12 protein-coding genes are annotated in these 13,056 nt (G+C 69.6%); 8 read left to right on the top strand and 4 right to left on the bottom strand.

Annotation, left to right across the window (positions count from 1 at the left end; genetic code table 11):
- The first annotated feature begins 22 nt into the window (after nucleotides 1-22).
- The 3 genes from IG98_RS0124950 (at nucleotide 23) to IG98_RS0124940 (ending at nucleotide 3,202) form a co-directional block, all read left to right on the top strand.
- Nucleotides 23-1,048 carry an NAD-dependent epimerase/dehydratase family protein gene (locus tag IG98_RS0124950; RefSeq protein ID WP_030916805.1) on the top strand — a complete coding sequence of 342 codons (1,026 nt, stop codon included), beginning with the start codon at nucleotides 23-25 and terminating at the stop codon, nucleotides 1,046-1,048.
- A complete protein-coding gene (locus tag IG98_RS0124945) occupies nucleotides 1,045-2,016 on the top strand; it encodes a lysophospholipid acyltransferase family protein (protein ID WP_030916802.1) in 972 nt (323 codons plus the stop codon). Before IG98_RS0124950 ends, IG98_RS0124945 begins: the two co-directional genes overlap by 4 nt.
- Nucleotides 2,017-2,176: 160 nt before the next feature.
- The gene (locus IG98_RS0124940; protein WP_030916799.1) at nucleotides 2,177-3,202 is read left to right on the top strand and encodes an alpha/beta fold hydrolase; all 1,026 of its coding nucleotides are present in this window, start codon (nucleotides 2,177-2,179) and stop codon (nucleotides 3,200-3,202) included.
- 45 nt (nucleotides 3,203-3,247) lie between these two features.
- On the opposite strand, the gene IG98_RS0124935 is transcribed toward IG98_RS0124940, so the two are convergent.
- The 3 genes from IG98_RS0124935 to IG98_RS0124925 form a co-directional block, all read right to left on the bottom strand.
- Nucleotides 3,248-4,132 (bottom strand): HAD family hydrolase, encoded by an 885-nt coding sequence (locus IG98_RS0124935; protein WP_030916797.1) that lies wholly within the window; start codon nucleotides 4,130-4,132, stop codon nucleotides 3,248-3,250.
- A gap of 96 nt (nucleotides 4,133-4,228) precedes the next feature.
- Entirely contained in the window at nucleotides 4,229-4,816 is a 588-nt protein-coding gene (locus IG98_RS0124930) for a DUF5667 domain-containing protein (protein WP_157594495.1), read from the bottom strand.
- A gap of 273 nt (nucleotides 4,817-5,089) precedes the next feature.
- A complete protein-coding gene (locus tag IG98_RS0124925; protein WP_051752836.1) occupies nucleotides 5,090-5,734 on the bottom strand; it encodes a sigma-70 family RNA polymerase sigma factor in 645 nt (214 codons plus the stop codon).
- 204 nt (nucleotides 5,735-5,938) lie between these two features.
- Between IG98_RS0124925 and IG98_RS0124920 the strand changes: the two genes are divergently transcribed.
- Nucleotides 5,939-7,780, top strand: coding sequence for a putative quinol monooxygenase (locus IG98_RS0124920; protein ID WP_157594494.1), 1,842 nt, complete (start codon nucleotides 5,939-5,941; stop codon nucleotides 7,778-7,780).
- A gap of 50 nt (nucleotides 7,781-7,830) precedes the next feature.
- Here IG98_RS0124920 and IG98_RS0124915 read toward each other — a convergent pair whose 3' ends face one another.
- Nucleotides 7,831-8,079 carry a glutaredoxin family protein gene (locus IG98_RS0124915; RefSeq protein WP_030916784.1) on the bottom strand — a complete coding sequence of 83 codons (249 nt, stop codon included), beginning with the start codon at nucleotides 8,077-8,079 and terminating at the stop codon, nucleotides 7,831-7,833.
- A gap of 285 nt (nucleotides 8,080-8,364) precedes the next feature.
- Here IG98_RS0124915 and IG98_RS0124910 point away from each other — a divergent pair, with 285 nt between their 5' ends.
- The 4 genes from IG98_RS0124910 (at nucleotide 8,365) to IG98_RS0124890 (ending at nucleotide 13,052) form a co-directional block, all read left to right on the top strand.
- Nucleotides 8,365-9,072, top strand: a complete 708-nt coding sequence (locus IG98_RS0124910; protein WP_030916781.1) for a redox-sensing transcriptional repressor Rex — start codon at nucleotides 8,365-8,367, stop codon at nucleotides 9,070-9,072.
- A 145-nt stretch (nucleotides 9,073-9,217) separates the two neighbouring features.
- The gene (locus IG98_RS0124900; protein WP_030916778.1) at nucleotides 9,218-10,558 is read left to right on the top strand and encodes a glutamyl-tRNA reductase; all 1,341 of its coding nucleotides are present in this window, start codon (nucleotides 9,218-9,220) and stop codon (nucleotides 10,556-10,558) included.
- Nucleotides 10,555-11,475, top strand: coding sequence for a hydroxymethylbilane synthase (gene hemC / locus IG98_RS0124895; protein WP_030916775.1), 921 nt, complete (start codon nucleotides 10,555-10,557; stop codon nucleotides 11,473-11,475). The genes IG98_RS0124900 and hemC overlap by 4 nt, the downstream gene beginning before the upstream one ends.
- A complete protein-coding gene (locus IG98_RS0124890) occupies nucleotides 11,472-13,052 on the top strand; it encodes a bifunctional uroporphyrinogen-III C-methyltransferase/uroporphyrinogen-III synthase (protein WP_030916772.1) in 1,581 nt (526 codons plus the stop codon). The genes hemC and IG98_RS0124890 overlap by 4 nt, the downstream gene beginning before the upstream one ends.
- Nucleotides 13,053-13,056: the final 4 nt, after the last annotated feature.

Here is a 13,056-nt window from a genome sequence, read left to right as displayed (position 1 = left end):
AGCGCGGATCTGCGAGGCGCCGATGACCCACACCGTGCTTGTCACCGGGGTCTCGCGCCACATCGGCGCCCGAGTGGCGAGCGTTCTCGCGGATGACCCGGATATCGACCGGGTCATCGGAGTGGATACGGTGCCGCCGCCCTCGCTCTCACGTGATGGCGGCGTACCTCTCGGCCGGACGGAGTTCGTCCGCGTCGATCTGCGCAGCCCCGACATCGCGCAGGTGATCGCGGCCGCCGACATCGACACAGTCGTTCACATGAGCCTGGTGAGCGCTCCTCCCCGGAGCGGTGGCCGGGCACTCATGAAGGAGCACAACGTCATCGGCACCATGCAGTTGCTCGGTGCCTGTCAGCGGTCCGCGACGGTCCGCCGTGTCGTCATGCGCTCCACCACCGCCGTCTATGGTTCCTCCCCGCACGACCCCGCGGTCTTCACCGAGAACGCCGATCCGGCCGAGCCGCCGAGCCACGGCTACGCCAAGGATGCCTCCGAGGTGGAGGGCTATGTCCGGGGCTTTGCCAGGCGGCGCCGCGACGTGGTCGTGTCGACGCTCAGGTTCGCCAACTTCATGGGTCCCGGCGTCGACTCCCCGCTGACGCGTTACTTCGCCCAGCCCGTCCTGCCGACCGTGTTCGGGTTCGACCCCCGGTTACAGTTCGTTCACGAGGACGACGCGGTCGAGGTGCTGCGGCGGATGGCGATGGAGGACCACCCCGGCACGTTCAACGTGGCCGGGGACGGCGTGCTGCTCCTGTCGCAGTGCGCGCGCCGGGTGGGCCTGCTCTCGCTTCCGATGCCCTCTCCCGTCTTCGGTCTCCTGGGCGACCTCGCCCGAGGCGCGGGGCTGGTCGACTTCTCCCCCGAGCAACTCCGCCTGATGTGTCACGGCCGTGTGGTCGACACCGCCCTGCTGTCCGAGGCTCTCGGCTGGAAGCCGAAGTTCTCCACCGCCACCGCCTTCGCGGATTTCGTCCGCGCGCGCGATCTGGCCGGTGGCCTTCCCGCCGTCATGATGGACATGCTGTCCCGGACGGTGACGGGATGACCGAGGCGGCAGGGGAGAGCCGGGAGGCCGAGGTGATTCCCATCACCCGCGCCCGCACCTTTGGCGAGCCCGTCTCCGAGGAGACGCCGGACGGGCCTTTCCCCGGGCCGTCGGCGGGCGGAGGCGACGATCAGAGGCTGGCCGAACTGCTCGCCTTCCTGCGGCGCCGGGTGACCGGAGAGTACGAGGTCGACGAGTTCGGATTCGATCCCGAGCTCACCGACAGGGTGCTGCTGGAGCTGATCCGCCCGCTGTACCGCCACTGGTTTCGCACCGAGACCGTCGGCCTGCACAACGTGCCCGACGACTCTGGCGCCCTGGTCGTGGCCAACCACTCGGGCACCCTTCCGCTTGACGGGCTCATGCTGCAGGTGGCCCTGCACGACGAACATCCTGCGCGCCGCGCGCTCCGCCTGCTGGGAGCCGACCTGGTCTACCGGCTCCCGGTGCTCGGCCACCTGTCCCGTAAGACCGGCCACACCCTCGCCTGCCGCGAGGACGCCGACCGGCTGCTCCGCAAGGGCGAACTCGTCGGCGTCTTTCCGGAGGGGTTCAAGGGGGTCGGCAAGCCGTTCTCCGACCGCTACCGGCTGCAGCGCTTCGGGCGGGGCGGCTTCGTCGCCTCCGCCATCCGCGCGGGCGTGCCGATCGTTCCCTGCGCCATCGTGGGCGCCGAGGAGATCTATCCCAAGATCGGTGACCTGCGTTTCCTGGCCAGGGCATTGGGCCTTCCCTACCTGCCGGTCACGCCGCTTTTCCCCTGGTTCGGGCTCCTCGGGCTGGTCCCGCTCCCGTCCAAGTGGATGATCAGCTTCGGTGAGCCGATCCGTACCGACGAGTTCGACCCGGCCGACGCCGACGACCCGATGCTGGTCCTCAACCTAACGGACCAGGTCCGGGAGACCATCCAGCAGCAGCTGGACGAGCTCCGGCTCCAGCGCGGTCACGCGTTCCCGCCCTTCTTCTGAGGCTCTCCGGCATCTCGCCGACCGGCATGGAGAACTGCCGTGCGAGCGCGCGCCCGGGGGACAACCGGGGACGGTTTTTATTAGTCACACTGTCTAACAACGGGTGCTTTCTGTCGGTATGGTGTGCTCAACATCGGTCTTCTGGATCAGGGGAGTGGTCATGGGCGCAGGCCGTACCGCGACAGGGGCCGCCATCGCCGGACTGGCCGTGGGGGCGGCGCTGGGAGTCGCCGTACGGCGGCGCAGGGCGTACGCGGGCACGGCGCTCGGCGGGCACCGCGGCCGGTCGGTCACCGTCACCACCGGCGACGGCGTACGGCTCGCGGTCGACATCGAGGAGGCCGGGGCGCCCGAGCTGGCTGTGATCTTCACGCACGGCTGGGTGATGAACAGGCACTGCTGGCACTTCCAGCGCGAGGCGCTCGCCGGCAGGGCCACCCTGATCTTCTACGACCAGCGCGGGCACGGCGCCTCCTCGGCAGGTGCCCTCGACGCCTGCACCGTCGACCAGCTCGGTGACGACCTCGCCGCGGTGATCGAGGCCACCGTGCCCGAGGGGTTGCCGGTGGTCCTCGTAGGCCACTCCATGGGCGGTATGACGGTCATGGCGTTCGCCGGGCGGCATCCGGAGACGTTCGCCGCCAGGGTGGCGGGAGTGGCCCTGCTGAGCACGTCGTCCGGGCAGCTGAGCGGCGGCACGTTCGGACTCCCCGGGCCGATCGGGCGGCTCGCCCCGCGTGTCACGCCCCTCATGTTCGAACGCATGCTGGCCAGGGGCACGCTCATCGACCGCAGCGTGGCCCTTAAATCTCGCACCAACCTGCCGGTGACCCGGTACGTCGCCTTCGGGCCCCGCGCCCCACGCGAGCACGTGCGCTTCGTCAACGACATGGCCGCGGCCACCCCGACGGAGGTCATGGTCGGTTTCTTCCGCGACTTCCTCATCCACGACAAGCTGGCCGCGCTGGCCGCGTTCGGCGGGGTTGAGACGCTTGTCATGGTCGGGGACCGTGACCGTCTCACTCCACCGGCGCACAGCAGGCGCATCGCCGAGGCCCTGCCAGGCGCCAGGCTGGTCGTGCTCCCCGAGGCCGGCCACATGATCGGCCTGGAACGTCCGGAGGCCGTCAACCGGGAACTGTCCGCGCTGCTGGACCGGATCACGGCCGCCCGTACGGCAGGCTGACCGGAGCCGGACCAGGCCGTCCTGCGGGCGCCGGAGCGGGGGGGGTCAGCCGCCGGAACGGTAGTGGCGGCGCAGCGCGATGGCGGCGGCGATGCTCCCCGCGAGCGCCCCGGCGCCCGCCGCGATGGGCAGGCCGATCAAGGTCGCCTTACGCCCCGTGCGGAAGTCCTTTATCTCCCAGTCGTTCTCCCTGGCGAAGTCGCGCAACTCGGCGTCGGGGTTGATCGCGGTGGCGTGGCCGACCAGGGAGAGCAGCGGCAGGTCGTTCGCCGAGTCGCTGTAGGCGGAGCAGCGGGTCAGGTCGAGCCCCTCCCTGCGGGCCAGAGCCCTGACGGCCTCCGCCTTGGCCGGGCCGTGGAGCAGGTCGCCGACCAGGCGGCCGGTGTAGACACCGTTCTCGGTCTCGGCGACGGTGCCGAGGGCACCGGTCAGGCCGAGGCGCTGGGCGATCACGCGGGCCAGTTCCACCGGGGTCGCGGTGACCAGCCAGACTCGCTGGCCGGCGTCGAGGTGCGCCTGCGCGATGGCGCGGGTGCCCGCCCAGATGCGGTCGGCCATCACCTCGTCGTAGATCTCCTCACCGAGCCGGATGATCTCCTCGACCTTGCTGCCCGCCACGAACGCCAGTGCGGTCTCCCTGGCCTCTGCGATGTGGACCGGGTTCTCGTCGCCGCGGATCCGGAAGACCGCCTGGCCGAGCGCGAACCTGAACAGGTCCTTGCTGGTGAACAGGCCCCGGGAGGCGAGGCCACGGGCGAAGTGGTAGATGGACGCGCCGCGCATCATGGTGTTGTCGACGTCGAAGAAGGCGGCGGCCACCGGGTCGGGTTCGGCCATCGGCATCGCCACGGCGGCCGCGGCCGCGACCTCTCCGGCCGCCTGCTCCCCGACCGTCGCCGTTTCGCCCCGTCGTCGTAGTAGCCGCCTCATAGCACCTCAGCTTAACCGGGACACGGGGGGAGATCAGTGTTAGCCAAATGCGACGTCTCGCTGTCATACGCCATGGCACGACCCGGACGGAACAGGTTAATCGGGTGGAGCCAGGCCGTCGATGTAGTTGAGGTAGACGTGGGCCTTGATCTGATCCTCGGCGTCCATCTTGGGGATCATCCCACTGATCTGGGTGCGTTGTTTCTGGACGAAGCGCTTGAGTTCCCTGGCGCTCGCGGCGTCACGGCGCCGGACCTGCCGGAGAGAGGTCACCGCGGAGCGGGTGGTGTCCTCCATCGCCTGGAGGGTCTCCCCGATCATGTCCTCGCGCTCGCCGGAGCCCAGGAGTTCCTCGACCTCGCGGGCGCGGGTCTCCGCGTAGCCGAAGGAGCGGCCGGCCCGCTCGGCCTCGTCGGTGCTCAGGTGGAACAGCGTCCTCTCGGCGGCGCGCTTGAGCGGGTAGAAGGTGTCACCGGGCATCGACCGGTAGGTCCATATACCGGAGGCGACCATCGCGGCCACCAGGGCGACGCTCAGCAGTTGCGTGAACAGCTCCGTACGAGGTCTGCGCCGGGAGTGGCGCGGGCCGGTCAGCGGCCGCTCCGAGAGGTCCTCTCCGGGAGGGGTCTGGGTGAGCTGCTCGCGGAGCCTGGCGTGGAACTCGGGACGGGGGGTGGTCGCCATACGGTTACCGAGGCGCGACACACGGTTTTGGATGTGAGCCTGCGATCTCCGCGAGATTCCGGGCAGCCACTTCCCCATGAACGCTCCCTGCCGCCCCCAGCTCATGATCCATCGGTGTCACTTGCCTAACGATGACTCCGCACGTCAGGTTACGCGCCGCACCGGCATCGGCATGGTGAACAATCCTCTGGTGCCCGGCCGGCCGCGGGATTCTCCCCGCGGGTTCCCCTCGCCGGGGTCTCCCGGGGCGGGGTAAGGGGTGCGGGCGCGGCGTCAGCCCAGGTCCGAGGGGAGCGCGCGGGCCAGGGAGCGGATCGCGCGGAACTGCAGCGCCTTGATCGCGCCGCTCTTCTTGCCCATGATGAGCGCGGTCTCCGCCAGCGACATGCCGTGCAGGAAGCGCAGCACCACGCACTCCTGCTGCTCGGGGCCCAGGTCGCGGACGGCGCTGAGCACCCGGTCACTGATCATCGAGATGACGACGGCGTTCTCCGGGATGTGCGGGCCGTCGAGCGGAGTGTCGATCACCTCGGCCGTTGTGACCTCAAGACGGTACCTGCCGGACTTGAAGTGATCGGTGATCAGGTTCCTCGCGATGGTCACGAGCCAGGCCCCGAAATCACGCCCTTGCCACGTGAAGTCAGTGATCCGGCGGAGCGCGCGGAGAAAGGTCTCGCTCGTGAGATCCTCGGCCAGCGGGTGTGAGCCGACCCGGAAATAGACATAGCGGTAGACCAGGGTGAGGTAGCGATCATAGAGCGTGCCAAAAGCATCCGTGTCTCCGGTTTTGGCACGCAAAACGAGCCTCCGGAGTTCTTCGGAGGCATCCTCACGCAGAGTGAGGTCGTTGCTGCGGACGGGCTGGGCCATCCCGACGGTTGTGGGGAGGTGCCCGGCGAGCGGCCACGTTTCAGGCATCCGGTATCCCTGAGGGGAAGGGGGTACGGCGTGCCTGATCACTCTAGGAAACCAAGCGGTAATTCCACAATCCACTTCGAAGCGCCGTGACTGGGGGTAATCGCCAGATACGGTGTGGGGTCGGTTCTTTCACGCCGACTCCGGGAGCCGACCAAGGGTTCGGCTACCGGTTAGGGGGTAATGTCCGGCAGCATTGGAGACACCATGGAAGTCCTCGTCGCTGTCATCGCCTTCGCTGGTGCATTGCTCGCCGTCATCGCCACCGGTGCTCTCATCAGCCGTCTTCGCAGTGAGCCCAAGGGCTGGCTGATCGCCTGGAGCATCACGACGGCGTCTCTCTCCGTCTCACTCGGAGTAATCGCCGTCGGCTACTTAACCGGGTTCGGGGCAGGAACATTTCGCGTTTATCAACTGACCGGATCCATGCTGGCACCCCTGTGGCTGGCGGTCGGAGCCATCCAACTGCTGGCCCGTAAGGGCGCGGCCAGGTTCGCCTCATGGCTCCTGGGGATCGCACTCACCGTCATCGCGACGGTGATCCTGGCGGTCGACCCGGTCCTGCAGGACAAGGACTTCGCCAAGGTCCTCCCGCTGGGTAGTCACCACTGGGACCTGCCGTCGAAATACCTGCTGCTTGTCGTCCACGTGATCGCCGCGATCGTGCTGCTGGCCGGACTGGTGCTCGCGGTCATGCGCTGGCGCGGCGGCGACGACTACGACGCCGACAACATGCACGCGCTCCTGGTGCTCGGCCCCACCGGTCTCGCCCTGGTGGGAGCCGTCAGCTTCGCGGTGCCCGGAATGTTCACCGCGCTGCTGCTCTTCGTCACCGCCGCCGCCGTCTGGTACGCCATGCTCCGCCCGCTCGCGCCCTACGAGGACGACGAGGAGGAGGCCGCGGACGACGACTGGGAGAACCGCCCCCCGACACTCCGGCCCCCCGAGTACCAGCCCCGCGACGTGCAGGTCGCCGGACGCAGGATGTCCCAGGAGGCCCCTGGCGGCCGAGCCCTGGCCGAGGAGCCTCCCCGCCGCTCCGGACTCGGCGACCTCGTCGCCGAGTACCGCGCGGGCGACCGGGACGTCGACTACGCGGCGCGCATGGGGCAGCAGCCTCAGCAGCCTCCGCCGGGCGACGACAGGTTCGGCGGACCCGCCACCGGGATGTTCATGGCGGGTGAGTACGGCATGCCCTCCCCCGACCAGCCGTTCGGCGGTGACCTTGGCGGACGGGGTGGCGCCCCCGGGGCACAGCCGCCGGTCACGGGTCAGTTCGGCATGCCCTCCCCCGACCAGCCGTTCGGCGGCGACCTTGGCGGACGGGGTGGCGCCCCCGGGGCACAGCCGTCGGTCACCGGTCAGTTCGGCATGCCGCCCGGGGGGCCGGCGACCGGCGAGTACGACATCCCGGCCCACGAGTTCGGCAGGCACGGGGCTGTCGGCCCCGGCAGGCAGTCCGGTCCGGGCACCGGTGAGTTCGGCAGGACCGCCGGGCCCGCCACCGGTGAGTTCGGCAGGCCGGGCAGTCTCCAGCCCATGCCCGCCGACCAGGCGTTCGGCGGCGCGCCCTCCCCGGGCATGGACCAGGGGCGAGGCGGTTTTCACGGCTATGACCAGGCGTTCGGCGCCGCCCCCTCAAGCGGTGCCAGGTACCCGGACAGCCCGGGGGGCCCGGGTGGGGCGGGTGACCCGCCGGGCGGCTCGGGCCGTCCCTCGCCGAGCATCTTCGGCATGCTGACCGTCTTCACCCTCCTCGACGGCACCGGTGAGAGGTTCGACCGGCTCGCCGAGGAGACCGTCGAGGCGGTACGCCGATCCGAGCCGGACACGCTCATCTACGCCTGTCACTCGGTGAAGTCGGCGCCGCTCCAGCGCATCGTCTACGAGATCTACCGTGACGAGGTCGCCTACAGCGACCATCAACGCCAGCCGCACACGGAGCGTTTCGTCACCGAACGCCAGCCGATGGTGCTCGCCACCAACGTCATCGAGCTCACCATGAACGCCGCGAAGGTGATGCCGCTCCCGACGGCCTTCAGGCCGTGAACGCGGCGCGCGGGCGGTGGTCGTCCGCGCGCCGGATCGGGGGAGACGTCTCAGGCGCCGAGGGCGGCGCGGAGACGGTTCTCGTCGACGCGCCAGAAGTCGTGCTGCACGTCGTCGACGAAGGTGACCGGGATCATCTCCCCGTACCGTTCCTGATCCTCCGCCGAGGCTGTGATGTCGCGTTCCTCCCATGGGACGCCGAGTTCGGCGGCGACCCGTTCGATCACCGCCCGCGCGTCGTCGCACAGGTGGCAACCGGGCTTGCCGAGCAGGGTGATGCGATGGTCTCGGGGTGACATGACCGCCACGGTAGCCGAGTCGGGGCGCCACGCCGGACTGCCCGTCGACCTGCGTGGCGGGCGGCGGGCAGGCCGGTGACGGTCGCCGGGGAACCTGCCGAAGGCACAGGTCAGGGCCCTGATGAGGGGGTCGGACCACGAACCGGCGGAGGGGATGGCCAAGATTGTGAACACTCACTTTGTGCACCGGTTCACAAAAGGACTAACCTGAATGACAGTGGCCTCACCTCGTCATCCGTCGCGTCCGGGCCGCGCCGGTCGCCTGTCCCCCTGGAGCTCCGGCACGTGATCCGCCGTCTGTCCCAAGCCCGCGAACGCGGCATACCCGAGGCGACCGTCGCCCGGCTGCCGCTCTATCTGCGAGCGCTGAACGGCATGGCCGAGCGTGGCCTGGCGACCGTGAGCTCGGAGGACCTGGCCGTCGCGGCCGGTGTCAACTCCGCCAAGCTTCGCAAGGACCTCTCCCACCTCGGGTCGTACGGCACCCGGGGGGTCGGCTACGACGTCGAATATCTGATCTACCAGATCTCCCGTGAGCTGGGCCTCACCCAGGACTGGGCCGTTGCCATCGTCGGAGTGGGTAACCTCGGTCGTGCGCTCGCCAACTACGGCGGGTTCGTCTCCCGAGGATTCAGGGTCGCGGCGCTGCTCGACGCGGACCCTGAAGTGGTGGGCGACCACATCGCGGGATTGAATGTGGAGCACATCGACGAGCTGGAAGCCGTGATACGACGGCGGGGAGTGTCGATCGTGGTGCTTGCGACACCGGCAGTGGCGGCCCAGCAGGTGGCCGACCGCGTCGTTGCCGCGGGGGTCACCAGCATCCTGAACTTTGCCCCCGTTGTACTTTCTGTTCCAGAAGGCGTCGATATCCGTAAAGTCGACCTGTCGATTGAACTACAGATCCTTGCGTTCCACGAGCAACGTAAGACGGATCGGATGACTGGGGGGCCCACGATGGCCGAGGAGTGGCCCGAGGCGGTGGACTTGTGAGGAAGCACCGCGCACGAACTGACGGGCACACACTCTTCAGGCCTTTCCGGGCGACCGCGATGAGCGTGATCACTACGACGCGTGCCACGAACATGGGGACGACGAGGGCGGACCGCGCCCTCTCGGGGAAGGCGGTGGAGGGTCGATGAGCGTTCTCGTCGTCGGCCTGAGCCACCGCACGGCCCCGGTGGCCCTGCTGGAACGGGTCTCCGTCTCCGGTGACTCGCTGGTGAAGCTGCTCCAGGACGTCCATCGGGATGTCCACGTCGTCGAGGCCATGATCGTCTCGACCTGCAACCGGGTCGAGGTCTACGTCGAGGTCGACCGGTTCCACGCCGCGGTGACGTCGATCTCCTGGCTGCTCAGCACCCATTCCGGCGTCTCCATGGACGAACTGGCCGCCCACCTGTACGTGCACTACGAGGATCGTGCGATCGAGCACCTGTTCTCGGTCGGCTCGGGCCTCGACTCGATGGTCCTGGGCGAGGGGCAGATCCTCGGCCAGGTGCGTTCGGCGCTCAGGCTGGCCCAGGAGCAGGGCACGCTCGGCCCGACGCTCAACGAACTCGTCCAGCAGGCACTCCGGGTGGGTAAGCGCTCGCACACCGAGACCGGCATCGACCGGGCCGGCGCCTCACTCGTCGGGGTCGGGCTCACGCTCGCCGAGCGGGCCCTCGGCCCTCTTGAGGGGACGCGGGCCCTGGTGGTCGGCGCGGGCTCGATGAGCGCCCTGTCGGCCGCGACCCTGCAGCGGGCGGGTCTCACCGACATCGTGGTGGTCAACCGGACCCACGAGCGCGCGGTACGGCTGGCGCAGACGGTCGGCGGCCGGGCCGCCGAGTTCGGCGACCTGGAGAGGGAGCTGGCAAGGGCCGACCTGGTCATCTCCTGCACCGGCGCCACCGACGTGGTCATCACCGCCGACATGGTCACTCCGCACCGGATGTTCATCCTGGACCTGGCCCTGCCGCACGACGTCGACCTCGCCGTACGGCGGTTGCCCGGCGTGACACTGGTCGACCTGGAGTCCATGCAGGAGAGCGGGGCCGATGCCGGCACCGACGACGGTGGCCGGGCCGAGGCCGTCACCTCCGTGCGCGGCATCGTCGCCGAGGAGGTCGCCGCCTACCTGTCGGCCGAGCGCGCCGCGCGGGTCACGCCGACCGTGGTGGCGCTGCGGAGCAAGGCGGCGCAGGTGGTCGAGACGGAGCTTGAGCGGTTCGTCGCGCGGCTTCCCGAACTCGACGGACACGTCAGGGCCGAGGTCACCCAGACCGTCAGGCGGGTGGTCGACAAGCTGCTTCACGAGCCCACCGTGCGTGTCAAGCAGCTGGCGGAGTCGTCGGCGGGCGATCATTATGCGGAAGCACTCCGCGAGCTGTTCAATCTTGACCCGAAGGTGCCCGAAGCGGTGCGGCGTATCGAGACGATCGACGTCGAGCAGGGTAGGAACACCGAGCCGAGCAAGAAGGAGGCAGGCTTGTGAGCAGCATTTCTCCTCCGCTCCGGCTGGGCACGAGGCGGAGCGTCATGGCGACCACGCAGTCGGGCCTGGTCGCCGACCGCCTCACCGAGCTGACCGGAAGGGCCGTCGAACTCGTCGGCGTCGTCACCTTCGGCGACGTGACCCAGGGCGACCTCACGCAGCTCGGTGGTACGGGCGTCTTCGTCAGCGCGCTCCGTGACGAGCTGATCGAGGGCTCGATCGACTTCGCGGTGCACTCGCTGAAGGACCTGCCCACCACGCCCGACCCGCGCGTGGTCATCGCGGCGATCCCGCCGCGCGACGACCCCAGGGACGCCCTGGTGAGCGTCGCCAAGCTGGCCGACCTGCCGTCCGGAGCGAAGATCGGCACGGGCTCCCCGCGCAGGATCGCTCAGCTCCGGATGATCCGCCCTGATCTCGACTACGTTCCCATCCGGGGCAACGCCGACACTCGGATCGGCAAGGTGACCTCGGGCGAACTGCAGGGGGTCGTGCTCGCCGCCGCCGGGCTCGGCAGGCTGGGGCGCGAGGCCGAGATCTCCCAGATCTTCGAGGTCGAGGAGATACTCCCCGCCCCCGGTCAGGGAGCGCTGGCCGTGGAGTGCCGCTCGGACAGAGCCGACATGATCGAGCTGCTGGGCGTGCTCGACGACGCGCGCACCCGCGCCGAGGTCACCGCCGAGCGCGCGGTGCTCAACGCCCTGGAGGCGGGGTGCGCCGCTCCGCTGGGCACGTACGCGGCCGAGCACGGGCACGATCTGTTTTTGACCGCCGCCGCCGTCGCCGTCGACGGCAGGCGGGCGGTGCGCAAGTCCGCCGCCGGGAGCTCTTCTGCGCCCATGGATCTTGGTCGCGACCTCGCGGCCGAGATGATCGCCGAAGGGGCCGGCACGTTGATAGGGGAGCAGGCACATTGAGCTCCGGAAGTACCACCTTCGAGCACCCGTCCGGGTTCGTCGCCTTTGTCGGTGCAGGGCCCGGCGATGAGGGGCTGCTCACGCTACGCGGTGCCGAACTGCTCTCCAGAGCGGACATCGTCATCCTCGATCAGGAGGCGTACGGCTCGTTGCTACGTCACTGCCGCGAGGGCGTCGAGATCATCGGCGCGGCAGAGGAGGGCGCCGTCTCGCTGAAGGCCGTCAAGGCAGCCAAGGGCGGCAGCTGTGTCGTGCGGCTGTGCGCGGGCGACCCGATGTTCTTCTCCTCGATCACCGAGGAGGTCGCGGCCTGCGCCAAGGCGGAGGTGGACTTCGAGATCGTGCCCGGCGTGCCCCCGGCCACGGCGGTGCTCACCTATGCCGGGATCCCGGCCGCGGTGTCGGTGCCCGAGTTCCGGGTGGTGGACGCGACCCAGATCAAGGACTGGTCCGCCTACGCCGCGGGAGCGGGCACTCTGGTGATCTACAACGGCGTCGCCGAGGCCGTACCGATCGGCAAGGCGCTGATCGCGGCCGGCCGTCCCGACTCGACGCCGGTGGCGATCAGCAGTGCGGGAACCACGACCGAGCAGCACACCGTGGTGACCACGCTGGGCCGGATCGGGCCCGATCTCAAGCATGCCGGGATGGTCGAGCCCGCGCTGATCGTGGTCGGGGAAGCCGTCGGCATGCGCGACCGGCTGTCCTGGTTCGAGACCAAGCCGCTGTTCGGCTGGCGGGTGCTGGTGCCCAGGACCAAGGAGCAGTCGGCCGGCCTGGTCGACCAGCTGCGTTCGTACGGCGCGGTGCCCGAGGAGGTCCCCACGATCTCCGTCGAGCCACCGCGCACCCCGCAGCAGATGGATCGGGCGATCAAGGGCCTGGTCACGGGGCGCTACGAGTGGGTGGCCTTCACCAGCGCGAACGCGGTCAAGGCCGTGCGCGAGAAGTTCGAGGAGTACGGCCTGGACGCCCGCGCGTTCGCCGGGCTCAAGGTCGCGGCCGTGGGTGAGAGCACCGCGCGGGCCCTGGTGGAGTTCGGCGTCAGGCCCGATCTGATGCCGTCCGGCGAGCAGTCGTCGGAGGGCCTGCTGGTCGAGTGGCCGCCGTACGACTCGATGCTCGACCCGATCAACCGGGTGCTGCTGCCGCGTGCCGACATCGCGACCGAGACGTTGGTGGCCGGGCTGATCGAGCTCGGCTGGGAGTGCGACGACGTGACGGCCTACCGGACCGTCCGTGCCGCGCCGCCGCCCGCCCCCACCCGCGAGGCGATCAAGGGCGGTGGGTTCGACGCGGTGCTGTTCACCTCGTCGAGCACCGTCCGCAACCTGGTCGGCATCGCGGGCAAGCCGCACAACGTCACGGTCATCGCCGTGATCGGCCCGCAGACCGCCAAGACCGCGGAGGAATTCGGGCTCAGGGTCGACGTCATGGCCGACAAACCTTCGACTTCCGCTCTCGCGGCGGCGCTGGCGGAGTACGGTGCCAAGCAGCGGCAGGCAGCGGTCATGGCGGGGGACGTCCCCCGCAGGCCCTCGCAGACCCGAAGAGGGGCCCGGCGCCGCGCCAAGTAACCTT

The organism is Streptosporangium amethystogenes (assembly GCF_000721075.1).
Classification (GTDB): domain Bacteria; phylum Actinomycetota; class Actinomycetes; order Streptosporangiales; family Streptosporangiaceae; genus Streptosporangium; species Streptosporangium amethystogenes.
The sequence above is the reverse complement of the archived record's forward strand: the minus strand, read 5'-3'. Positions and strand labels throughout refer to the sequence as shown.

Excerpts from the sequence above, each read along its gene's own strand:
- IG98_RS0124920 (WP_157594494.1), top strand. The coding sequence starts at position 5,939 with ATGGAAGTCCTCGTCGCTGTCATCGCCTTCGCTGGTGCATTGCTCGCC.
- IG98_RS0124945 (WP_030916802.1), top strand. The coding sequence starts at position 1,045 with ATGACCGAGGCGGCAGGGGAGAGCCGGGAGGCCGAGGTGATTCCCATC.
- IG98_RS0124915 (WP_030916784.1), bottom strand. The coding sequence starts at position 8,079 with ATGTCACCCCGAGACCATCGCATCACCCTGCTCGGCAAGCCCGGTTGC.
- IG98_RS0124940 (WP_030916799.1), top strand. The coding sequence starts at position 2,177 with ATGGGCGCAGGCCGTACCGCGACAGGGGCCGCCATCGCCGGACTGGCC.
- IG98_RS0124900 (WP_030916778.1), top strand. The coding sequence starts at position 9,218 with ATGAGCGTTCTCGTCGTCGGCCTGAGCCACCGCACGGCCCCGGTGGCC.
- IG98_RS0124925 (WP_051752836.1), bottom strand. The coding sequence starts at position 5,734 with ATGCCTGAAACGTGGCCGCTCGCCGGGCACCTCCCCACAACCGTCGGG.
- IG98_RS0124930 (WP_157594495.1), bottom strand. The coding sequence starts at position 4,816 with ATGGCGACCACCCCCCGTCCCGAGTTCCACGCCAGGCTCCGCGAGCAG.
- IG98_RS0124950 (WP_030916805.1), top strand. The coding sequence starts at position 23 with ATGACCCACACCGTGCTTGTCACCGGGGTCTCGCGCCACATCGGCGCC.
- IG98_RS0124935 (WP_030916797.1), bottom strand. The coding sequence starts at position 4,132 with ATGAGGCGGCTACTACGACGACGGGGCGAAACGGCGACGGTCGGGGAG.